The organism is Anabaenopsis sp. FSS-46 (assembly GCF_029891665.1).
GTDB classification, from domain to species: domain Bacteria; phylum Cyanobacteriota; class Cyanobacteriia; order Cyanobacteriales; family Nostocaceae; genus Anabaenopsis; species Anabaenopsis arnoldii.
Genome location: NZ_JANQDG010000059.1, coordinates 20,953 through 43,722, shown reverse-complemented (window position 1 = coordinate 43,722; position 22,770 = coordinate 20,953). Strand labels below are relative to the sequence as shown.

Sequence of the window (22,770 nt, the reverse complement as noted above, 5' to 3'; positions counted from 1 at the left end):
TCTAAACCCTGGTAGTTACCACGCAAATAGCAATCCATGCCCACAATCGCTATTTTTGGTATTTGATTCTGTGTTGGTTTTCCCATCACCCAAATACTAAAAATGTTATTTAATTTTTATTGATGGTGGGCGTTGCTATAGTCCTGATGTACTCGGCTATTTCGGACAGAGTCCGTAGCTGTGCCAGTTCCTCTAGATTGGGCCTGGGTAAATCGGGGTATATTTCTAATAATGCTCCCAAAATCTCCACCCGTTTGATGGAATCAATCCCTAAATCTGCTTCAATGTCCATGGACATCTCTAACATTTCACTGGGGTAGCCTGTTTGATCACTGACAATGGTGAGCAGGGTGGGCTGCAGGGTAGCTGGATCAATATCTACGGGTGGTGTGGCTGCTATGGTTGCAGTGGGATTCTGCCGGGTGGCAATTATATCTGTAACTGGTATGGTTTGATGATGTGCACCCTTAGCATTACCGTTACCACTACCGTTAGTTGTCACCGTCTGTAATTCAGTCGCCACAGCCGATACGGCTGTTACTGGTATGGGCCGATCTTCTCCGTATACCGGAGTATTCAAACTGTGTTGAATCCTGTCATCACAGGTTGGTAGTTGATGTTGCTGGACTAACTGGAAAAAGTTATGAGTATATTCTTGCTGATACTTCAGATATTGCTCATGAATGCGGAGGCTGTCAGCTTGATGATCGTGAAACCGCATCATGCTACGTTCTAAACTGGAGATGGCTAGTTGCTGGGTTTCGGGTTGTTTCTCAATGAATTGACCATTTCCCCAGAGGATATGCTGTTGTTGCATCAGCCCGAAAAAGGTGTTCGTGTATTCTGTTTGATGCCGCAAAGATTGTTCATGAACCTGCAATATTTGACGTTGATGGCGATTTAGTTGGATGAGAGTATACTCTAAGTTGTCTATAGCCCTTTGGTAATTCACAAATGTTTCTAAATTGGTTGGTGTAGAGTTGCTATCCTGTTGGTCTGATTGGCTGTTGTTCATAGATTTGGCAATACCATTCACTGCTACCTTGTTTGTAGGTGTGGTTTTCTGAACCGAATCCTCAGAAGTAAAAAGGTTTGGTGTTTCTGAGTGATTTTTGTTAACTGGGGCTGAGTTACCATTGCTCATTTTTTCCTAAATGCGATACTGCATTCTACAACTGAGTGGTAATGCTAATTGTCTACAGCAGATATATGGAAGTTTGTTTGCCATAGGCGGGTAGAATAGTTGAATCTCGAAACCTCAGCCTCATGCACATCGATTAATTTGCTAATTACAGTTATATTAGGATGTTTGATTCTTGCTCGCAACTCCTATGCAACTCCATATGTCTAACATAGATGAAACACCCTGTTAAGCCGGATGATATCAGCCGAGCAATTTATTGGTCACATGGTTGTGGTTAGACATGATTAACTTGATCAATAATTGTTTTCTGAATCCCCATGATTATCTTCTTTTGTCTTCATTGCCTGTTTCTGATTAGCAGCTAATAGTTTCTGCTCTAGCTCACTAATACTAATACCAAGCTCAGAAGCAGTTTTATTTTTCCACTCTTCTAGTTCAAAATCATGGTGATTTAGCCATTCATGCACCGCTAGTCGTGCCATTTCAGCTTTGCGAAGAGTTTGGCGAGCGGCATGAAAAATTAGCCTCTGATTATCAAAACTTGGTAAGGAGAGCATGAATCTCTGTAATCTCATTTTGTCTATGCTCTTGGAAGGGCAGTAAGTATGAACTCAATAATTATTTAATGTCTGACTTACTAGTATGTCATAGAGTAAGGTTTTATTGGTATCAATTGCATATAAATTGCATAGATGAGACTTTTCCTATTTGTTGGCAAGGGGTTTTGAAGTCTATTTTCTAATTTGACTGTTGTATCCTACTATCTATAAATCTATGTGTCAAAAATATTAAATTTAGATATTTAATTTATCTAAGAGTTTTTACATCTGCCTAAAGATTGATTAAAATTGAAATCATTATTTTCAATATATGGACTATTGTCACAAAGTTCACCAGGCTAATATAGACATTAGTACCTCATGAGTGAATGACTACAAACCTGAGAAATAACTAGACTAAGATTGGGTATAATCTCCCTTATACATCAATTTTAATTTATTTGCACTACATCTACCGTGGGTAACATCGCTATGCATGTAAAGCTTGATTATATTTACTTTCTAATTCCCATAAATATTGTGTATTTCATTTATTTATATTGATAGGTAAATTTATTGACTAATCAATTTATATCTCATTAAGAATATAAATAATTGATTATGTAGCATTTTTGCTTGAGAAAATAAAATTTTCAGCATTGCTTAATTTCCATAACGTATTTACACATTATCTCTGTGCCAAATTGCCATTTTCTCATTTTAAAATTTATTTTCAAATATGTTGCTTATGGGTTGCAATTGAGTATCAAGATGTTTATGGTAGGTGATATAAAGGCTAATCAAATGCTGTTGAATTGCCAATCTGAGAAATACAGAGACATACAATTACTTGATGGTCTCCTATCTCTCTTCAGGGAAATTCACGTGCTCACACAATGCACTTGCATATCATTAAACCGTGCTGCATTAAGTATTGTACATCATTAGACGGACACGAAACTATAAAGGATTGCTGGCATGAGACTATCTGAGTTAGATCCACTCATACCGCTAATTGAGTTAAGAGAAGAACTTCTAAAATTGCCCAAGGGCTACTCGTTTTATGAACAAGAAATAATAGATTTCCTATCTAGACGAAGATGGCCTGAAAGTAATCGTCGTATTGATCGAACAACTTTTTGGCGATGGAGGACTGATAATAAGATTCAGCATCAAAAACTATTCAGCCGATTGGATGTTTTGAAACTATGCAAAATTTGCGACCATTACCGGATAGATGGAACACGGAGTGAATACTTAGCAATTTTGAAAAACGAACAAGCCGCGGTGATTAACAAGTAAGAATCTCTGAAGCTTGATTAAGAGCTGATGCTGCTCATTTATTCCATAGTTTTACCGGGATTATCCACAAGCAGACAGGATATACGACGACTGTCGTATATCTTCACCAACACTTCTAGATATCTCTAACTGAGAAAAAAAGTGATTATGATACCCAAGCAAAAGCACTTATTTACAAAACCTGTAAGTCAGTGGTCAATATTCTTGGCAATTTCTATAGCCGCGGCTACTGGGACAATTTCTTTCTACAGCTTTTGGGCAAATCGTTCAAGTTCTACATTAGAACCTGCAATTACATCTCTGCAAGACAAGCTACAATTGCCCGTCTAGAAGCACAGTTGCGTAATGCAGAGATCCATGGTGTGAAATTGGGAGATCGAGTCAATTACTATCCATCCAATCTTTCAGGAGGACAAAAGCAACGGGTAGCGATCGCCCGGGCTTGTGGTGTGTAATCCGACTTATGAATAGGTGTCAAATATAAGTCGCCCACAGTCATATTTTTCCCTAGGGAGTAAATACAGGTATTCTCTTCTCAAAATTATTGGGAACAATTTAATCATCAACATAATTAACAAAAATTGATAAAAATATTTATCAATTCGTTAAGAGTTATTTAATTCAACAATAGGAATACCAGTAAAAACAGAGGCTAGATGCCAATCACTAAGAGGGTTTGAGCTATTAACGACCTGCCCAAGCAGCCAAAATTACTATTTCTCACTAACTCCAAAGTTTTGAGACAATCAGAAGCGATTTAATCATCATGCACTCATAATTATTTGAGTAGAAAAGGGAGAACACAGTCATGAAATTGGCTTACTGGATGTATGCAGGACCTGCCCACATTGGCACTCTGCGGGTCGCTAGTTCATTTAAAAACGTTCATGCGATTATGCACGCCCCATTAGGCGATGATTACTTTAACGTCATGCGATCCATGTTATCGCGGGAGAAAAACTTCACCCCGGTGACCACCAGTGTAGTTGACCGCAACGTTTTAGCAAGGGGTTCTCAAGAAAAGGTAGTAGATAACATCACCCGCAAAGATGCCGAAGAACACCCAGATTTAATTGTGTTAACTCCCACCTGCACCTCTAGCATCCTACAAGAAGACCTGCACAATTTTGTCGAGCGGGCGCAGCTGGAGGCTAAAGGAGACGTGATGCTAGCGGATGTCAACCACTACCGTTTCAACGAACTACAAGCCGCCGATCGCACCCTGCACCAAATCGTGCAATACTACATTGAAAAAGCCAGGAAGCGGGGCGAATTACCCCAAGGGAAAACCACAAAACCATCTGTTAACATCATTGGTAATTCTACTCTTGGTTTCCATAATAACCACGACTGTACGGAACTGAAGCGGTTAATGGCGGATTTGGGAATCGAAGTCAATACGATCATTCCCGAAGGTGCTGCGGTTCATGACTTGAAAAAACTGCCCCAAGCCTGGTTTAACCTGGTTCCTTATCGGGAATTGGGTTTAGCCACTGCTACTTACCTAGAACAAGAATTTGGAACGCCTTATGTAGACATCACCCCTATGGGGGTAGTAGAAACTGCTCGGTGTATTCGCAAGATTCAGCAGGTGATTAACGCCCAGGGTGCGGAGGTAGACTACGAAGACTTTATCAATGAACAAACTCTCCATGTGTCTCAGGCGGCTTGGTTCTCCCGTTCTATTGACTGTCAAAATTTGACCGGTAAAAAAGCTGTGGTATTTGGTGATAATACCCACGCCGCGGGAATCACGAAGATTTTAGCGCGGGAAATGGGGATTCACGTTGTCTGGGCGGGAACCTACTGTAAATATGATGCTGAGTGGTTCCGGGAACAGGTGAGTGAATATTGTGATCAAGTGTTGATTAGCGACGACCATGGGGAAATTGGTGATGCGATCGCCCGTGTTGAACCCGCGGCCATTTTTGGGACACAAATGGAACGCCACGTTGGTAAACGCTTAGATATTCCTTGTGGTGTAATTGCATCACCCATACACGTGCAGAACTTCCCCATCGGTTACAAACCATTTTTAGGTTACGAAGGTACAAATCAGATCACAGACTTGATTTATAACTCCTTTACCCTAGGAATGGAAGACCACCTATTAGAAATATTTGGGGGACACGACACCAAAGAAGTAATCACCAAAGGAATTTCAGCCGCATCTGACCTCAACTGGACCAAGGACGGTCAAGCAGAACTAAACAAAATTCCCGGATTTGTCCGTGGTAAAGTCAAGCGCAACACGGAGAAATTTGCCCGTGAGCGCGGCTTAAAAGAGATAAACGCCGAAGTGCTTTACGCAGCTAAAGAAGCTGTAGGCGCTTAGTCAAAATCCTGTTAAAACATCTTCATCCTCCCTCTCCCCACAGGAGAGGGCGTCATAAAATAGCCGGTACTTAGCTGATTTAAATGGATTGAGAATCTCCTCGCCGTTAGGTAGGAGGATCGGTCAAAAACCAGGAATTAAACGTTTCATCGCCCGTGTCGTCACCTCACTGTAGTGTACTTCACCACATAAAAGTTGAGCCATGGTTTTAGGACTGGATGGGTGCTTAACTCCCACCTTGTAAGCAATAGCAGGAAAACGATAGAATGCGCCCGCCAGTTTTTGCGCCCAAGCCATCTCATCACCCCATTGTTCATTCATAGCGGCGCTGTATTTTTCTAAAGCGTTGATATCATGAGAAAGTGCTTGATCAATTGACGCAGCGGCCAGCAAACCGCTAAAAATAGAGGGGCGAATACCTTCAGCCGTCATGGGGTCAACTACACAAGCGGATTCCCCAGCTAAAATTGCGTTTTGGGTATGCAGCTTTTGATTACCATTCCACAAACAAAGGGGATGACCATATTGCTGACCAGTCTTAATATCCAGATGAAAGTATTTAGCGTATTCGTCCAAAATTTTCTTAAAGTTTTGTCCTGAACTTCCACCGATAAATGTCCCCACGCCAATTGAATAACCATCAGCTTTGGGGAAGTTCCAGATATAACCGTTTTTAATTAAACCAAACTCAAAGTGAGCAGTGGATTTATTGACTACATTGGCAGCAACTTCTGCTTCCAAAGCTGCGGCTAATGTACGTTTGCGGTCTTTGAAGCCTAACCATTTAGCCATGTTTCCTTTTGCACCATCAGCCGCAATTAAGTAACGGGCTGTAAACGGGCCCTTGGCTGTGTTAACTTGCCAAAAGTCATTTTTAAATTCAATCCCTGTCACCTCAGTATTATCACTTACGTAAGCTCCTTGTTTATGCGCTTGTTGCACCAAGAAATGATCAAAAATATCTCGTCTTACCATCCAGACTGGTTCTTTGGTGACGATTTTTGCTTCTACAGGGTCGCCCATTTTCCAAGTGAAGCGCAGAGAGTCTACTTTTACCGAAATTGCGGGGCTAAAGTCAAAGTCAAACCATTGCGCAATGGCTGGTGAGACACCACCACCACAGGGCTTATATCTAGGTAGCGATTCCTTTTCCAAAAGTAACACTGAGTGTCCTTTCTTGGCTAAATGATATGCTGCCGTGGCACCAGCTGGTCCAGCACCCACGATGATAGTGTCGTACATAATAGCTGAATTTTTACCCTCGAATTAGTAAATTGTGGATTTTGTCTCTATTTATCTGTGTCAAGTGATATTTTCCCCATAGCTAGAGAAAACCCTATTAACATCCTTACCTGGCATACATAAAGGCTGAAGAATGTTTCTTCAGCCTTTAAATTTGATAATACTCTAGTCTAGGAGCAATTGCTTAAGAGCCATAGCTTCCTAGAGGGTTGTAATGTCTTTTTCTTTTTCTACCAGCAACTCATCTATTTTGGCAGTGTATTTATTTGTGAGCTTTTGCAGTTTATCTTGTTGGTCTTTTGATTCATCTTCAGAGATTTCTGCAGCTTTTTCCTGCTTGCGAATAGAGTCTTGGACATCACGACGGATATTGCGGATGGCTACGCGACCATCTTCAGCATACTTAGCAGCCATTTTGACTAATTCTTTCCGGCGATCGCTTGTTAAAGGTGGAATGTTGAGCCTAATTACAGAACCGTCATTACTGGGTGTTAAACCGACATCAGAGAGAGCAATTGCTTTCTCAACTAGGTTTAAGCTGCTTTTATCATAAGGCTGAATTAAGATAGTTGTGGCATCGGGAGTGCTAATATTTGCCAGTGATTTCAAGGGTGTAGGTGAACCATAGTAGTCCACCAAGACCTTATCTAGTAAACTCGCATTGGCGCGGCCAGTGCGAATAGTGTTAAAAGCTCGTTGAGTCGCCTCAACGGTTTTTTGCATCGTACTCTCAGCTTCAGATAATTTCACAAGAACCTCCCACAAGGGTACCGATAGATTCTCCCAAAACGGCTCGGTGGATGTTACCTCGCACCGTTAAATCAAAAACCAGAATTGGGATATTGTTTTCTTTACACAAGGCGATCGCAGTACTATCCATTACGCGCAAATCTTTAGCTAAGACGTGGGCGTAAGTAAGACTGGTGTAACGCTTGGCGTTAGAATATAGATTTGGGTCAGCATCGTAAATTCCGTCTACCTTAGTGGCCTTAAAAATCACCTCGGCATCAATTTCTGCGGCTCTTAAAGCTGCAGTGGTGTCAGTGGTAAAGAAAGGATTTCCTGAACCAGCACCAAAAATTACCACCCGCCCTTTTTCTAGATGGCGGATAGCGCGACGACGGATATACGGTTCCGCTAATTCTTGCATAGCGATCGCGGTTTGTACCCGCGTCTGTACCCCCATACGTTCTAACGAATCTTGTAGCGTCATGGCATTCATTACCGTGGCAATCATTCCTATGTAGTCAGCGGTGGCCCTGTCCATTCCTGCCGACGCAGCTTTAACACCACGAAAAATATTACCACCGCCTACGACGATGGCGATTTGAACCCCAGTGGCTACTACCTCTGCTACTTCCTCGGCTATTTCTTTGACCACTTCAGGGTCAATACCATAGCCCATATTGCCCATTAAGGCTTCACCGCTTAGTTTAAGTAAAACCCGTCGGTAATTTGTTCCCATGAAGTTACGCTTATCAAAAAAAGTTGCAATTGCCTCCAATTTAAGATAGCAGTAGAGTGACTATATATGTCTAGTTAGGCCAAATCAGTACCTCGGATGGTTTTTTCTCCACAGGCGGAAATTCTCCACTTACATAGCTGCTGTTAACTAACCTGCTGCGAGCTATGCAGGACAGAAAACGGCAAGATTAGGAAATGTGAAGTATTATAACAATAATATCGAAATTCGCAAAAAACATCACCAGGTAATCCGTAGGAATCCCCTGGCTTTAGACATGGGGCTAAGTTGCGGGGAAATTTATCAAGCCTCCGGCACGCTTCAGGTGAGCGATACGCCGTCCCCCTTATATCTTTCTTTAATATTTACAAATTCCTGATGACAACTTCCACAACCACATTTACCTCAAGTAAAACTTGGACTTGGCAAGGTTTCCCCATCTGCTATCAAACTCTAGGAACTCATGGCCCCGCAGTTGTTCTCGTCCATGGCTTTGGAGCTTCATGGTGGCACTGGCGGAAAAATATCCCTGTGCTAGCAGAAAATTGTCGCGTTTATGCCATTGATTTGATTGGCTTTGGTGGTTCGGCTAAACCTGAACCAGGGGGAGAAATCACCTACACCCTCGAAACGTGGGGACAGCAATTAGCCGACTTTTGCCGCCAAGTTGTGGGTGAACCTGCCTTTTTAGTCGGAAATTCCATTGGCTGTATTGTGGTATTACAAGCAGCAGTTAGTAACCCAGATATAGCTTTAGGAGTATCCCTAATCAATTGTTCTTTAAGATTGTTACACGATCGCAAGCGGGCAACACTACCCTGGTCACGTCGCTTCGGCGCACCAATTCTCCAAAAAATATTATCTATCAAACCAGTTGGTGAGTTTTTTTTCAATCAAGTTGCTAAACCGAAAACAGTACGCAAGATTTTGCTCCAAGCCTATGCTAATGCAGAGATAGTCACAGATGAGTTGGTGGATATTCTCACGGCACCAGCAAAAGACCCAGGCGCTGTAGCGGTGTTTCTCGCCTTTACTGCTTATTCTACAGGACCTTTACCAGAAGACCTTTTGCCCCTGCTCCCTTGTCCTGCTATTATCTTGTGGGGGACGGCAGACCCCTGGGAACCAGTAGATTTAGGTAGGGAATTAGCTAACTATCCACAAGTGCTTAAGTTTATCGCCCTGGAAGGGGTGGGACATTGCCCCCAAGATGAAGCACCTGAGTTAGTCAATCCGATTTTACTCCATTGGATGGGCGAGCGATCGCCCGTATAAAAAACGAAGACCGCGCGGTCTTCGTTCCCTCAAACTTGTGGAGGTAGCCTTTTCACATAAGTGGTATGAGTCTTTGCTTACCTCCTCATGCACAGTTGAAACTAGCAAATGACCCAGTTGGTGGACTTTGCCAACTTAGAAAAAGCCACGGCCAAGACCGAAGCCCCAGCCTCTGTAGCCTCGGAAGCCAGGGACTCCGAAGCCTCCGAAGCCACGGCCAGCACCGAAGCCCCAGCCTCTGTAGCCTCCGAAGCCTCCGAAGCCACGGCCAGCACCGTAACCCCAGCCTCTGTAGCCTAATCCTCCGACGAAACCGAAGCCGCCAGAAACATCCTGTTGTTCTTCTGCGGATAAATCCATCAACAAATTAGATGGGAGGTCTTTAACTGACATAATTTTCCCTCAAATTCGTTTGTATGTGGTACACACTTCCGTAACAATAAATATGAGAATGTAGTACCTTGCTTTTTATTTGTAAACCAATTTTATAGTGATTAAATTATACCCAAGTTATAAAAAATAATCTCAAATAATATATCTATTGGTTAATTTATAAGCACTTAATTTTACTCTATTATCTGCACAAAAATATGAATTAAAAATAGCAGCAATGAGGACACGTTTTCATTTATTTGATATTAGAATAACACAGATTTATCAACCTTTTTTTCATGAAAAAAAGGTTGTGAATATTCCTCTTCTGTTTTAGAGAAGAGGAAACTTATAACAACTTTAAAGGTAATAGTGACAGATAGACTTACGCCCCCAGGTACATCAAGGGATTACTCATCCATAGTTGAAAATCCCAAATCCAAAATGGTATTATTCCAGGTGATTTAATGTTTCGCAAACATCCTGTTTTGAGTCTTACTGGAAGAAACCGTCAAAAGAACCACCACCACCACCAGCAGGTGGTCCAGCAACAAAGCCAAAAATGCGAACGGGGATACGTTGACCACGAGAATCAATGAGAGTACCAACGACGGTAATATCAGGTCTAGTGGGTCCACCCAATTGTAGTTGTTGACCCGCAGATATAAGTTCTTGTGAATCTGGGGATAAATCCACCAATAAATCAGGTTGAGTTATTTTTTCTGACATAATTTATTCCCTCAATCTCGCAGATATACCAGATATATTTTAGGTAGGTAGCACCTATCATGGGTGCTACCAAATTACAGATCAGGTTTGGTGTTGTACCTCCAAATATCTGTAATACAAGACTATTTTCCAAGTAGAAATCATGGTAATACTTTAGTCTTTATTTAACGACTTCAAGAATACCAGTTAAGCGGATGGGAATACGGCGAACACGTTTCCTGGGTCGTTCATCAAAGCTATCTTCTTCGGGAAATTGAGTGTCAAATTGGTTCATTTGTTCTTCAGATTGTCCACCAGCTAAAAGCTCTTGTTGCTCTACAGATAAATCTTCAAACAGGTTTGGTAGGGTAATTTTGTTTGACATAATTTTGTACCTCAATTAATGGCTTTAGGTGTGTAATTACCTATGTTTTTATTATTGGGCATAATCGATTTATTTAAATGTCCCTTAAGTTATAAAAAACTCATTAATTTTTATCTCTATAGACTCATGTAAATTGTCTTAATTTATCTTTATTTATCATGCTATAATTTGTTTATTAGTATATTTATATATACAAAAAAATCCCAGATAAAAAACATCTGAGGATGTATTCAATATATAATTTAAAAAGGTTGGCAGCTAAATTTAACAATTTACAAAAATAGCCAAACCAGACCAACACGTATATATTAACAGTTTATGGTTTAAGTAATTGTTTAAGAGATAAATCCTCTAATAATTTGAGCGATGAGATTGTTTAAGCTATTCCCAGGAGAAGGAAAATTTGGTAATGTAAAGGTTATAGATGATGCCATAGTAATCTGTGATAAATTGTACTTTGTAGTTTGGGTTCCAGATTCATCTTCTCCCAAATTTAAGTTATTATCTGCCTGACTTTGAATATCAGTTTTTTGAAAGAAAAAATTACTAGTTGCTAGTATGTTTTCTCCTTGACCACCTACTAGGCTTTCTTGCTGTTCTTCACAGAGGTGCTGCCAAAAATATATATGATTTTCAGACATGATTATAGTTGCTCATACTAGGGTTAATTTTCATCACAATAAAAACTTTTGATGCTCTCCTTTGTGTGAAAGAAAAGTTTCTAGATCACCTTGTAACTGCACTTCACCTTTTTCTAACATCACAATCCAATCGGCTCGCTTGATCACACTGGGGCGATGGGTAATTAAAATTGTAGTTTTGCCTTGGCGGTGTGCTAAGATGGCATCTAAAACGCTAGCTTCACTTACTGGGTCTAGTCCGGCGGTGGCTTCATCTAAAATGAGGACTGGTGGATTAGTGAGAATTCCCCGAGCGATCGCTAATCTTTGTCTTTGTCCACCAGAGAGATTAGCGCCAAATTCACCTAACACAGTTTGATACTTATTGGGAAGTTGACTGATAAAGCTATCAGCATCCGCAATTTCGCAAGCTTTGACAATTTCCTCAAAGGAAATGTAGGGCGTTCCTAAACGGAAATTCTCTAAAATCGAGCGACTCCAGAAATGAGGTTCTTGGGGTACATAAACTATTTGTTGTCGTAGACAATCAAGAGCGAGGTCATCGAGGTTAAAAGAGCCAATGCGGATATTACCGGAATTTGGCTGATATAAACCTGCTAACAGTTTTGCCAAGGTACTCTTACCACAACCAGATTTACCAATTAAAGCGATCGCTTGTCCACCGGGTAGCTTGAGAGAGAAATCTTCTAATAAGTCCACTCTACCGGGGTGGTGAAATGTCACATGAGAACAATGAATATCTGCACCGCCAGAAATTTGGGACACAGGCTTTTGACTGCTTCCCGCATCCTCCGGTGTAGCATCAATCACTTCTAAAAGCCGAGAAACTGCTGTTTGAGAGCGAAAATATTCATCCACTAAGCCCACTAAAGAATTAATTAAACCCAGAACATTCACCTGTAGCGCATTAAAGGCGAGCATTTGCCCAATACTTAATTGGCCCTGAATCACTAAAAGACTTCCCAACCCCAGTAAAGCCACACCACCAATACTAGAAAAGAGTCTAGAAATAGTAGTATTGATAATTCCCAATTGCACAGTACTAAAAGTCAGATTAGCCAGACGACCAAAACGACTTTGAAATTCTTCCCAAAATTGGGGAGCAGCATTTGTAGTTTTAACTACCTGTGCGCCCTTAAATGTTTCTACTAAAACCCCTTGATTTTCCGCCCCCAAGACTAAAAGACTGCGAGTCTTTTGTTGGAGGATAGGTAAAAAAGGCAAAGTAGATAAAGTCATTAAACCACTGATGAGGATAACTGCTAGTGTGAGCCGCCAACTATAAAACAGCATTAAGCAGAAAGAAATCACTGCAATGAAAAATTTACTAGGTAAAAGAACCACTATCTGTGATACTAACTGGTTAATGTCATTAATATCTCTTAATCGGCTGGTGATTTCACCACTACGGCGGGCTTCGTAGTAATTCAAAGGTAACTGGAGTATTTTGCGCCCAAACTCTAAAACTAGCCCCAATTGTAGCCTTTGACCAAAGTGAGCAATCATTGTCGATTGTAATAATTGTAAGGTACTACTGAATAAGGTCATAACTACAACTGCAGCCACAACAACAGTGAGTAGCTGGACATCTCCGCGCACTAAAACATCATCTGTCAGGATTTGGATGAGTACCGGAGAACCCAAAGCGAGTACACCCAGGACAATATTGAGCATTAAAACCTGAGTGAGCAAACCACGATAAGGCAATATCCGCTTAATAAAGCGTCCTAATCCGCCTATTGGTTGCTCTTGGGGCTGCTCAAAAAAGCGGTCTGGATCTGGTTCTAGTAAGAGCATCACCCCATTCCAAGCGGCTGTTAACTCGTCTCGGGTAACATAACGAATCCCTACAGATGGATCAGCAATCACATACTTTTTGCCCTCTTGCTTATATAACACTACCCAGTGATAACCATGCCAATGGATAATCGCTGGTAACTGCACTTCTTTGATTCTGTCCAGAATTTCTGGGGAGGCTTTAACTGCTCTAGCATTAAAACCCAAATTCTCAGATCCGCGTTTGAGACCTAACAAAGTAGTGCCTAGTTGTCCAGTTCCTACTGATTCTCGACTGCGATTAATACTCAAAAACCGTCCATAATGTTTGCAAATAGAAGCCAGACAGGCTGCTCCACAGTCTTCTTCGCTCAACTGTGAAACGCACTGATAGTTTTTTTGCAGTTTGATTAAACCAAACATAATTAAGTTTTGTTTGTTGAACTTTTATCCTTAATCTCAAACTTGCTAGCGCTGGAAATGTAACTAAAGATTTATTTATCGGCGGTTAACTGTTTGTAATTACGTCAGAGAATTTCAGACCCCCAAACTTTCCTAAAAATCAGTGATTAATCTGGCTTTGCGGAGAATGAAATTAAGGACTGTTTCCTGACGGGAAATAATATCAGCCCTACCTTCCATACCGGGTTTGAGATGACACTGACGATCGCCTCTACCCACAGATGTAGTTTGGGCTTCTATAGTGGCTTGATAAGCAACCATCTGGGTAGGATTTTGAACAGTGGGCTGGGGGCTGTGATTTCCCACTGGTAGGGCATCTGGTGCGACGGTTCTCACCGTTCCGTGAAGAGTACCATAATCTGGATAGGGGCAAGCGGAAACCTGCATCTGCACTTTTTGCCCGGGTTGTACTTTGTCGATATCTTGAGGCTGAATAAAAGCTTTAATCATCATCGGACCGTTGGGGGGAGCAATTTGAGCAATAACTTGGCCCGGTTGTACTACCTGCCCAGGATTACGCAGATTTAACTGTAGCAATGTCCCTGTAATTGGCGCTCGAATTACAGTTTGATTCAGGTCAGTTTGTAGTTGTTGTAGTTCTTTGCGCGTCCGAATCATTTGTTTTTGTAGTTCTAGACGCTGTTGCATGAGGGTTTCTCGCTCTCTGTTCAAAGCGGCTAAGGTCGCTTTTCCACTGGCTTTTTCTTGTTGAATCCGTTCATAGGCGACGGTGAGTGCGGCATTACTGGGATTGAGATTAGTTTGAGCTTTTTTGAGTTTGATTTCAGCAATTTTTAAGGCTTGTTCTTTTTCTTCTATTAGGTCTTTGGCGCTAGCTTTTGCTTGTTCTAACTTAGCCTGGGCTGACTTGACAGCCTGTTCTTTTTCTTCATATAAACTGCGAGTAACGGCTCCAGATTCTACTATTGATTGTAAGCGATCGCGTTGCAATTTGGCTAAATTTAAAGCTATTTCGGCCTCTTGTACAGTTGCTGTTAATAGGTTATTCTGTTGTAGGCGATCGCGTTGTATTTTCGCTAAATTCCAGGTAGCTTCGGCCTCTGTCAGCTCGGCTATAGTTCTAATTTGTTGATCTTCATAGTTGCGTTGAGTCGCACTGAGTTCGGCTTGTGCGGCGATGATAGCCCGGTTAACTAAGGTTGTTTGGGCTGTGATCTGAGTAGTAATTTCACGGATTTGAGCATCGATTTGGCGCAGTTGTAATTGACTCTGCTCAATGCTGTTTTCTAGTTGGCTTTTTTGATTTTGCAGGCGGGAATCATCAATGTAAGCTATGGCTTCTCCTTGATTGACTATTTGATTTTCTTGCACATCTATTTTTTGCACTGTTCCGATGACGGCGGATTCCACAATTCCTAGTTTTCCTTCTGGTCGAATAGTGGCTGGAACTTTGACTGTGACATTGTAATTAAAAATAGATGTGAGACCAGTGGCCGCCAGAAATATACTTAGTAAAACTCCAGCACCGATATTTGTCCATTTACTGATGCGGGGAAGAAACTCGTCAGGTTGCACTAAACTGAGTTCTTCTGGAGTCGGTTCATTAAACCTATTCCACTGGTTTTCTGGTTGGGGAAAGGAATTCACTATACTGTACCTTGGCTGGGATTCTCATGTATAAAAAAATTGTGCAAACATTCATAAACACAGTTACCTGTGCAGTCATCAATTACAGGACTTACGCACCTAACATCATAGCCTGGCTACAGAGGACTTTAGTCCTCTGTGATCAGGAATAGCAATGACCACAAACAGAAAATTTTCTTTGATAGTCTTTGATAGTTGCGTAAGTCCTAAATCATTCAAGATGGTAATTGCAAATATCTCTAGTACTGGTCAAATGATCACTGATGAATTTCAACTTGACAGACCAGAGCCGATGGGATGTTATTCGTTATTGGAGTTATTCCCTGCGCCGTTGAGAATTGGTGCAGCACCCAAAGCATCAACGTCAGGAACTTGTGCGGCACCCAATCCCAATAAATCTTGTGCTGCGGTGTTAGTAGCTGTCAACTCACCTGTGGAGTTTGCACTGCTACCATCCGGACCAGATCTGACTGATCCTTGTAAATTTGCCAGTCTGTTAGCGAAATTGCTCCCAGCTAGGTCAAAGTCAACACCGCCAGCTATAAGTTCTTGCTGCTCATGGGATAAAGCAACACACAACTCTGATAAAATATGCTCTGTCATGATTGTTAGCCTCGGTTACATATTTTTGATTTTTGCCAAAAATTCTAGATTTTAACTAGAAAATTCTGGAATAATAGCCTACTTTCCACCCCTGCTCACAAGAAACCCCGGTGTTTCGTTGATTCATCGCTACCATATTTCCTGGGGAAATTCACCAGGGTGATCTCTGTAATATTTCAGTTATTAGAGACTGTTTGTTAAACCCCACACATGATTTCCGACTGAGGTGGGTGCAACGCTCTCACAAATCGGATTTATGGGTTACTTATTAAGCGTTGTTATCATTTACACCATTTAGCACTGGTGCAGAACCCAAAGCGTCAACTGAAGGTACTTCTTGGGCGCCCAATCCCAACAAGTCTTGAGCCGCAGTATTAATAGCCGTAACATCACCTGTAGAGTTGGCATTACTACCATCTGGACCGGCCTTACTTGTTCCTTGTAAGTTGGCACGTCTTCGTGAAAAGTTGCTCCCGGCTAGTTCAAAGTCCGCACCGCCAGTTAAAAGCTGCTGTTGCTCATCAGATAAAGTAACAAATAATTCTGATGTGAATATTCCATGTGACATGATTGTTAGCCTCAGTTATCTACATAGGTGTGTGAGCACCTAAGAACTCAACTATAAGCACTGTTTGTCATGAATTCATAAATCTGGAGATAGAAATCAATGTTATCTATTTACTCCTTAAAGTAGATATAATGTCCGATTTTTTCAAGTTAAAGTCACACCTCTAGGACATAAATGGTTAATATTCTCGGTTTTTGCGGCTATTTATCAAATCATCGAGTTTTTAATTATCTGTTGATTATGGGGAATGGTGTAACAGAGTGTTAGTTAATATAAGTGCTAGGGTGGCACTTCCTAAAGGAACTGTTAAATTATCAATGCCCAAAAATGAAATTGCTTCTAAGCTAGTAGCAACTAGAGCGATCGCCAGGGATATTACCCAAGTTTGCCAAAAGTTACCTTCAACACTCAATAAAATTAAACTACTGATGAAAAAACTCACTGTAGCCATGGTCAAGGAGCCTTCCCAACTTTTTTGCGCTCCCAAAAGTTTATACTTATGTTGACCAAAGCGTTGCCCAATCAATGCTGCTAACCCATCACCCCAGGCCATGACCATGATCCCGATGGCGGCGTATTGGGGCTGTTGTATATGCCAGAACCAGGCGACTAAAATGCCCATACTGACAGCATAAAAGAAGGTTCCCAAACTTTGCCGACCGACGCTATTAATACCAGGCAGAATGGGATATCTGTATGATAATAAGGTGATGGTGCTGGCGACAATGGAAGCTGTAATACCTAAACTGGCGGGAACATTTAGCCACCAGGCTAGTAAAATTACATTACCTGTGCCAATGTGAACTATTTTCCTAACTATTTCTGGTTCACCCTTACCAAAGCGATGCACCACCCATGAAATCAGGAGGATCAGTGACACCCAAACTGTAACTACGGTAATTTGCAGCCACAAAGGTGGAACAGAGGTTAAATTTATAACAGAAGATAACAAAGAAACTACAAGATATAAGTTTTCAGATTTATTATTAATTTATCGGATCTAGGGGATGGTGATGAAATTATTATTCATTTGGTTAATTAAAGGTTACAGAATGTTTATTTCGCCATTATTTCCCCCTACTTGTCGCTTTCAACCAACTTGTTCAATGTATGCTATTGAAGCTATTGAGCGATTTGGGGTATGGCGCGGTGGGTGGATGGCTACGCGGCGGATTTTACGTTGTCATCCGTTTCATCCGGGTGGTTATGATCCAGTCCCGGAGGCTAAGACCGATTGCTGTGATTCTACTCTACCTGATTGCGAGAAATAACCCCCGGTATTTTAACACAGCCGTCACTTCTAAAATGAAGGCTAAAGCTGCACCTAAACCGGTAGCTTTTTGAGTTTTTTGAGGATTCATAGTTTGTGTGCTTGGCGAGCGCGTACTCGTTCAGGACTACCGGTAGGAATGGAAGCAATTAATTTTTGTGTATATTCTTCCTGGGGGTTCATGTAAATACTTTCGGCTGTTCCCTGTTCTACAATTTGACCACAATTCATGACTAAAATGCGATCGCTCATAAATTTGACGACACTTAAATCATGAGAAATGAAAATATAGGTAAGTTGAAATTCATCCTGCAATTCTTTGAGTAAATTCAACACTTGGGCTTGTACAGAAACATCCAAGGAAGAAACCGACTCATCACAGATAATAAACTTAGGATTTAAAGCCAAAGAACGCGCAATACAAACCCGTTGACGTTGACCACCAGAAAACTGATGAGGATAGCGGTGTATTGCATCTGCACTTAAACCTACCCGTTCTAAAAGTTCAGCTACACGTTCTCGGCGCTGTCCCTTGGTCTTCCCCACAGAGTGAATTAACAACGGTTCCATCACCGCATCCCCAACTTTCATCCGGGGGTCTAGGGAGCTAAAGGGATTTTGGAAGACAATTTGCATTTCTCGGCGCAGTTTCTGCAATGCTTCACCCTTGAGGTGAGTAATATCTTGACCCTCAAAGATAATTTCACCACTCATTGGCTGAATTAATCGCAGCAAACTTCTACCCAGGGTAGTTTTACCACAACCAGATTCTCCCACCAATCCCAGTGTTTCCCCAGGCTTAACATCAAAAGAAACATTGTTAACTGCCATATGGTAGCGTTTTGTACCACCAAATACTCCCCGCACGGGGAAACCTACCTGGAGGTTGCGGACTTGCAATAAAGGTGACTTATGATTAAAGTTGTTCCACCTTTGAGACATTTCCTCAAGGGTGAACTCTGGGGGATGCAGGGGTTCTTTGGGGTGAATTACTGCTTTTCCGGTGGGAGTTTCTTCCACGCTCATATAGTCGGAAACAGTAAGTAGTTTGTGAGGACGGTGGTTAAGTTTAGGGCGACAAGCCACCAGACCTTTAGTATATGGATGTTGGGGGCGGCTAAAAATTTCTGCTGCAGCACCATATTCGACAATTTGGCCTTTGTACATTACCGCTACTTTGTCAGCAATTTCCGAAATCAGTCCCAAATCGTGGGTAATGAAAATGATGGACATATCACGGGTTTGCTGCAATTCTCCCAACAACTCGATAATAGTAGCTTGCACCGTCACATCTAAAGCTGTAGTGGGTTCATCAGCAATTAATACCACGGGATTGCAAGAAATAGCCATGGCAATCATTACCCGTTGTAGCTGACCTCCAGAAAGTTCGTGGGGGTAACGCTCTAGGATAGCTTCTTTGTGCTGCTTGACTAACCTAGCCAAGGTTAGCCCGTCTGGTTGACCTGTGCTTTGCAGGCACTGCTGTTGTATAATCTCATCATGAGGCAGAAGTTTGACTTCTTGCAAAAGAGCGATCGCAATTCTTTTGGCTTCAACTAGAGAAACATTCTCATGTTGCATAATTGCTTCTGCCATCTGAAACCCAATATTATAAACCGGATTGAGGGAACTCATGGGTTCTTGAAAAATCATGGCGATATCGCCACCCCGGTGTAGCTGCATTTCTTCAGGAGGTAATTCTACCAAATTAATCGGGTTACTACCGGACTGGGGACGAAACCAAACTTCACCACCGCTAATTTTACCGGGAGTGGGTAATAAACCCATGACAGCCAATGATGTTACCGATTTACCACTACCCGATTCACCGACTATACCTAGAGTCTCGCCGCGATTAATTTCAAAGGATATATTATCTACTGCTTTGACACTGCTACCATCACTGGAAAATTCCACTTTTAGATTGCGAACCTCTAGGACAGTTTCTTTCATAGGAATCAGGTGATAAATATTGACGGTAATTTATTTGGATTTTAGCAATACTTCCTGCTCTATAACCCCAAACTAAGAATTTCTCAGAAATCTGATTATCTTTGAGCCATCTTCGGGTTTGGTGTTGTGTTTGTGGGAAAGTCAGTAATTTTCACCAGATTGCTGACATAGCGTTATTCTAAAATTGAACTTTCGCCGAGTGCATCGAAAATTCATGAAAGGTAAGCAAGTTTTACTCACCGGTGGTACTGGTGGACTAGGTTTAGGAGTCACCCCAGCTGTTGTGTCCCGGGGTGCAAATGTAACTATTCCTTATCGTCTCCCCAAAGAAGTTGAACGTCTCAAAGGAATCCTTTCACCTGCTGATTTCGCCAGAGTTCACTTTATCCCTGCTAATCTGGAGGAAGAAGCCTCAGTAGATCATCTGATCAATCGTATGGGACGGGTGGATGTATTAATTCATCTGGTGGGGGGGTTTTCTATGGGGAAAACTCATGAATACAGTTTTTACAGTTGGAAGCGGGAATTTGATTTAAATCTGAATACAACTTTCTTGACTTGCAAGTATAGCCTAAAAAGTATGTGGGAACATGGCTATGGTAGAATTGTCACGGTGGCTTCTAGGGCTGCTGTAGAACCTGCGGCGCAATTAGCGGCGTATTCTGCGGCTAAAGCCGGTGTGGTAGCCTTAACAAAGGCGATCGCAGATGAAACTAAGGGTACAAATATTACTGCTAATGTGATTCTTCCCAGTGTAATTGACACACCTAAAAATCGCGAATCTATCGGACCAGAAAATGCTCACAAGTGGGTAAAACCCGAATCTCTAGCTCAATTAATCTGCTTTCTGGCTTCAGAAGCTGCTCAGGATATCCGTGGTGCTGCAATTCCCATATACGGTGATATTTAGTCCCAAAAGGTGAGTCAGCCAGGTAATTGATATCAAAGTGTAGCATTGATCAACAGGTGAACGGTTTTATTGAGTTGTCAATCTTTGATTCTGACTAGGTAGGGAAATAAAATCATGCATGTGGGATTTGTTGACAGAATACCAGTCATACCCCTGATATTACTCTGGTTAGCTTATGCCCTTTTAGGGTGGTATCTTGCTGCTCATCACATTATTTGGTTGACGGGGGCTTTTGTTGTCGCCGTCACCTTAGCCATTGTCAGAAAAACTATTGTTTGGTTGGATCACTTAGTGGCTCTCGGCTCTAGAATCTTGGTTGTGGTTTTATTTTTAAGTCTATCAGTTGCTTTGGTAGAAACTTGGTCGCTATTCTTCAGTCTGTTTCTCATACCCATAGCAACTACGTTTTTAGCTGATTTAGAAATGCGTTGGAAAGGCTTTAACAAAACCGACTCATTTTGGATTTTAACCCTCTTAGCTTTGTGCGGTTTGGTAGTCGGTGAAATGATCGATATTTTACTTTTGCCCAGTAGCGGATTTTAGATGTTATGCCACCAACTGAAATAATAAATTATGATAGTTCTTCCTTATCGATTATATGATAACAAATCTGGGAGTAATTGTCAACCTCCACATCTTCATTATTTGCGGCCTAGAAACTGCCTATGCAGTCAGACTGCAAGCAACTAAAATATAAACTTGCTCTGGATAAGTGAAGAAAAACTCGTAACATAAGTAACTCGCAAAACCTTATTGTAAAGTAGGGAAAAAGTCTAATGTCACAGTTGGTCACAGTAAAAGTAAATGAGCTTGAGAAAACACAGCCTTTATTATTAGTTCACAAATGCAAAGCAGATCCAGACAAGATTTACAAGACCTAGTGCGCGAGCAGCTGCAAATCCTACTTGAACAGAAAAATTTTCAGGGTGCTAAAGCTTTGTTGGTTCCCGTTCAGGTAGCAGATATTGCCGCATCCATTGAAGGTTTACCAGAGGCTACCCAGGCGATCGCCTTTCGGTTACTTTCTAAGGAAGAGTCCATAGAGGTGTTTGAATACCTCGATCCTACCGTACAACAAACACTACTAGAAGACTTTAAGCGCCACGATGTCCAGGAAATCGTCGGTAATATGTCCCCTGATGACCGGGCTCGTTTGTTTGACGAACTCCCGGCTAAAGTTGTCCGACGGCTCTTACAGCAACTCAGCCCAGATGAACGGGATGCAACTGCTTTGCTTTTAGGTTATGCGCCTAATACTGCTGGGCGCATTATGACTCCTGAGTATCTCTCACTCAAGGAAAATATCACCATTACTCAGGCGTTAGCACAGATTCGTTCTCAGGCTGATCTCAGGGAAACTATTTACTATATTTATGTCACTGATGATGCTCGTCGGTTGACGGGGATTCTCTCCCTGCGGGATCTGATTTTGGCTCAACCAGAGGAAACTATTGGCAGCATCATGACCCGTGATGTGGTATTTGTCAATACAAATACTGACCAGGAAGAGGTGGCGCGGACAATTCAGCACTATGATTTTGTGGCCATTCCTGTGGTAGATGCTGAACAGCGCCTCGTCGGTATTGTCACGGTGGATGATGTCCTGGATATTTTAGAACAAGAAACTACAGAAGATATCTATAAGTTGGGTGGTCTACAAGCTGGTGGTGATAATTATTTTCAAACTAACTTATTTACTGTTGCCCGTAAGCGGGTAGTATGGTTATTTATTCTGTTGATTACTAATAGTGCAACGGCGGCGGTAATTAGAGACCAAGAGGATGTTTTACAAAAAGTAGTAGCTTTAACTGCATTTATCCCCTTATTAATTGATACGGGGGGGAACGTAGGCGCTCAGTCTTCCACTGTGGTGATTAGGGGGTTGAATACAGAGGATGTCCGCTCTCACGAAGCTTTAAATATAATTAGACGGGAGGCGATCGCCGGCATACTCCTGGGAGGTATGTTAGGTACTGTAGTCATAGTCTGGGCATACTTATTACAATCTAATATCTCAGTAGCCCTGGCGGTGGGTATTAGTCTATTTTCCATCTGCGTTTTAGCGTCGGTTTCTGGTTCCGCATTGCCATTTTTATTCCGGGGGATGGGACTAGATCCGGCTTTGATGTCAGCACCTTTTATTACTACAGCTGTGGATGTATTGGGGGTTTTAATTTACCTAAATGTAGCTCGCATGATTTTAGGGTTATGAGGA

General features: G+C 41.8%; 22 protein-coding genes and 1 pseudogene. 9 read left to right on the top strand and 14 right to left on the bottom strand.

Translation table 11 applies throughout. The annotated features are described in order from the left end of the window. Window positions 1–109: 109 nt before the first annotated feature. Together NWP21_RS06000 and NWP21_RS05995 are read right to left on the bottom strand one after the other, a co-directional pair. Complete coding sequence (locus NWP21_RS06000; protein WP_280791975.1) at window positions 110–1,144, bottom strand: phosphopantetheine-binding protein; 1,035 nt, start codon at window positions 1,142–1,144, stop codon at window positions 110–112. A gap of 293 nt (window positions 1,145–1,437) precedes the next feature. After that, entirely contained in the window at window positions 1,438–1,701 is a 264-nt protein-coding gene (locus NWP21_RS05995; RefSeq protein WP_280792011.1) for a hypothetical protein, read from the bottom strand. 960 nt (window positions 1,702–2,661) lie between these two features. Here NWP21_RS05995 and NWP21_RS05990 point away from each other — a divergent pair. The 3 genes and pseudogenes from NWP21_RS05990 (at window position 2,662) to bchB (ending at window position 5,320) form a co-directional block, all read left to right on the top strand. Then, on the top strand, window positions 2,662–2,985 hold the full coding sequence (locus tag NWP21_RS05990; RefSeq protein ID WP_271734528.1) for a hypothetical protein: 324 nt from the start codon (window positions 2,662–2,664) through the stop codon (window positions 2,983–2,985). Between the two features lie 317 nt (window positions 2,986–3,302). Next, a pseudogene (locus tag NWP21_RS05985) lies at window positions 3,303–3,428 on the top strand (ATP-binding cassette domain-containing protein); the annotation flags it as partial. A 365-nt stretch (window positions 3,429–3,793) separates the two neighbouring features. Beyond that, a complete protein-coding gene (gene bchB / locus NWP21_RS05980) occupies window positions 3,794–5,320 on the top strand; it encodes a ferredoxin:protochlorophyllide reductase (ATP-dependent) subunit B (protein ID WP_280791974.1) in 1,527 nt (508 codons plus the stop codon). A gap of 123 nt (window positions 5,321–5,443) precedes the next feature. On the opposite strand, the gene NWP21_RS05975 is transcribed toward bchB, so the two are convergent. The 3 genes from NWP21_RS05975 to pyrH all read right to left on the bottom strand — a co-directional run bounded on the left by NWP21_RS05975 (window position 5,444) and on the right by pyrH (window position 8,027). After that, window positions 5,444–6,562, bottom strand: a complete 1,119-nt coding sequence (locus NWP21_RS05975) for a geranylgeranyl reductase family protein (protein WP_280791973.1) — start codon at window positions 6,560–6,562, stop codon at window positions 5,444–5,446. Between the two features lie 201 nt (window positions 6,563–6,763). Next, on the bottom strand, window positions 6,764–7,312 hold the full coding sequence (gene frr, locus NWP21_RS05970; protein WP_271734522.1) for a ribosome recycling factor: 549 nt from the start codon (window positions 7,310–7,312) through the stop codon (window positions 6,764–6,766). Further along, window positions 7,299–8,027 carry a UMP kinase gene (gene pyrH, locus NWP21_RS05965; protein ID WP_271734496.1) on the bottom strand — a complete coding sequence of 243 codons (729 nt, stop codon included), beginning with the start codon at window positions 8,025–8,027 and terminating at the stop codon, window positions 7,299–7,301. Before pyrH ends, frr begins: the two co-directional genes overlap by 14 nt. A gap of 375 nt (window positions 8,028–8,402) precedes the next feature. Between pyrH and NWP21_RS05960 the strand changes: the two genes are divergently transcribed. Both NWP21_RS05960 and NWP21_RS05955 read left to right on the top strand, forming a co-directional pair. After that, window positions 8,403–9,299 (top strand): alpha/beta fold hydrolase, encoded by an 897-nt coding sequence (locus NWP21_RS05960; RefSeq protein ID WP_280791972.1) that lies wholly within the window; start codon window positions 8,403–8,405, stop codon window positions 9,297–9,299. 108 nt (window positions 9,300–9,407) lie between these two features. Then, window positions 9,408–9,599 (top strand): hypothetical protein, encoded by a 192-nt coding sequence (locus NWP21_RS05955; RefSeq protein WP_280791971.1) that lies wholly within the window; start codon window positions 9,408–9,410, stop codon window positions 9,597–9,599. Window positions 9,600–10,166: 567 nt separating this feature from the next. On the opposite strand, the gene NWP21_RS05950 is transcribed toward NWP21_RS05955, so the two are convergent. The 8 genes from NWP21_RS05950 to NWP21_RS05915 form a co-directional block, all read right to left on the bottom strand. Beyond that, complete coding sequence (locus NWP21_RS05950) at window positions 10,167–10,400, bottom strand: hypothetical protein (protein WP_280791970.1); 234 nt, start codon at window positions 10,398–10,400, stop codon at window positions 10,167–10,169. 160 nt (window positions 10,401–10,560) lie between these two features. Then, entirely contained in the window at window positions 10,561–10,764 is a 204-nt protein-coding gene (locus NWP21_RS05945) for a CTB family bacteriocin (RefSeq protein WP_280791969.1), read from the bottom strand. Between the two features lie 335 nt (window positions 10,765–11,099). Beyond that, the gene (locus NWP21_RS05940; protein WP_280791968.1) at window positions 11,100–11,405 is read right to left on the bottom strand and encodes a hypothetical protein; all 306 of its coding nucleotides are present in this window, start codon (window positions 11,403–11,405) and stop codon (window positions 11,100–11,102) included. A 33-nt stretch (window positions 11,406–11,438) separates the two neighbouring features. Beyond that, window positions 11,439–13,604 (bottom strand): peptidase domain-containing ABC transporter, encoded by a 2,166-nt coding sequence (locus NWP21_RS05935; RefSeq protein ID WP_271734484.1) that lies wholly within the window; start codon window positions 13,602–13,604, stop codon window positions 11,439–11,441. A gap of 132 nt (window positions 13,605–13,736) precedes the next feature. Continuing rightward, window positions 13,737–15,251, bottom strand: coding sequence for an HlyD family efflux transporter periplasmic adaptor subunit (locus tag NWP21_RS05930; RefSeq protein WP_280791967.1), 1,515 nt, complete (start codon window positions 15,249–15,251; stop codon window positions 13,737–13,739). Window positions 15,252–15,551: 300 nt separating this feature from the next. Continuing rightward, complete coding sequence (locus NWP21_RS05925; RefSeq protein WP_271734481.1) at window positions 15,552–15,854, bottom strand: CTB family bacteriocin; 303 nt, start codon at window positions 15,852–15,854, stop codon at window positions 15,552–15,554. A 268-nt stretch (window positions 15,855–16,122) separates the two neighbouring features. After that, window positions 16,123–16,422 carry a CTB family bacteriocin gene (locus NWP21_RS05920; protein WP_271734479.1) on the bottom strand — a complete coding sequence of 100 codons (300 nt, stop codon included), beginning with the start codon at window positions 16,420–16,422 and terminating at the stop codon, window positions 16,123–16,125. Window positions 16,423–16,660: 238 nt separating this feature from the next. Continuing rightward, the gene (locus tag NWP21_RS05915) at window positions 16,661–17,374 is read right to left on the bottom strand and encodes a diacylglycerol/polyprenol kinase family protein (RefSeq protein WP_271734477.1); all 714 of its coding nucleotides are present in this window, start codon (window positions 17,372–17,374) and stop codon (window positions 16,661–16,663) included. Between the two features lie 61 nt (window positions 17,375–17,435). Here NWP21_RS05915 and yidD point away from each other — a divergent pair, with 61 nt between their 5' ends. Continuing rightward, on the top strand, window positions 17,436–17,693 hold the full coding sequence (gene yidD, locus NWP21_RS05910) for a membrane protein insertion efficiency factor YidD (RefSeq protein ID WP_280791966.1): 258 nt from the start codon (window positions 17,436–17,438) through the stop codon (window positions 17,691–17,693). 86 nt (window positions 17,694–17,779) lie between these two features. Here the strand turns inward: yidD and NWP21_RS05905 are convergent, their stop codons facing one another. Next, entirely contained in the window at window positions 17,780–19,645 is a 1,866-nt protein-coding gene (locus NWP21_RS05905) for an ABC transporter ATP-binding protein (RefSeq protein ID WP_280791965.1), read from the bottom strand. A gap of 214 nt (window positions 19,646–19,859) precedes the next feature. Between NWP21_RS05905 and fabG the strand changes: the two genes are divergently transcribed. The 3 genes from fabG (at window position 19,860) to mgtE (ending at window position 22,767) form a co-directional block, all read left to right on the top strand. Further along, on the top strand, window positions 19,860–20,555 hold the full coding sequence (gene fabG, locus NWP21_RS05900; RefSeq protein ID WP_280791964.1) for a 3-oxoacyl-ACP reductase FabG: 696 nt from the start codon (window positions 19,860–19,862) through the stop codon (window positions 20,553–20,555). A 114-nt stretch (window positions 20,556–20,669) separates the two neighbouring features. Further along, window positions 20,670–21,098: a hypothetical protein gene (locus tag NWP21_RS05895; RefSeq protein ID WP_280791963.1), complete on the top strand. Its 429-nt coding sequence runs from the start codon at window positions 20,670–20,672 to the stop codon at window positions 21,096–21,098. A gap of 301 nt (window positions 21,099–21,399) precedes the next feature. Further along, window positions 21,400–22,767 carry a magnesium transporter gene (mgtE, locus tag NWP21_RS05890; RefSeq protein ID WP_280791962.1) on the top strand — a complete coding sequence of 456 codons (1,368 nt, stop codon included), beginning with the start codon at window positions 21,400–21,402 and terminating at the stop codon, window positions 22,765–22,767. Window positions 22,768–22,770 lie beyond the last annotated feature (3 nt).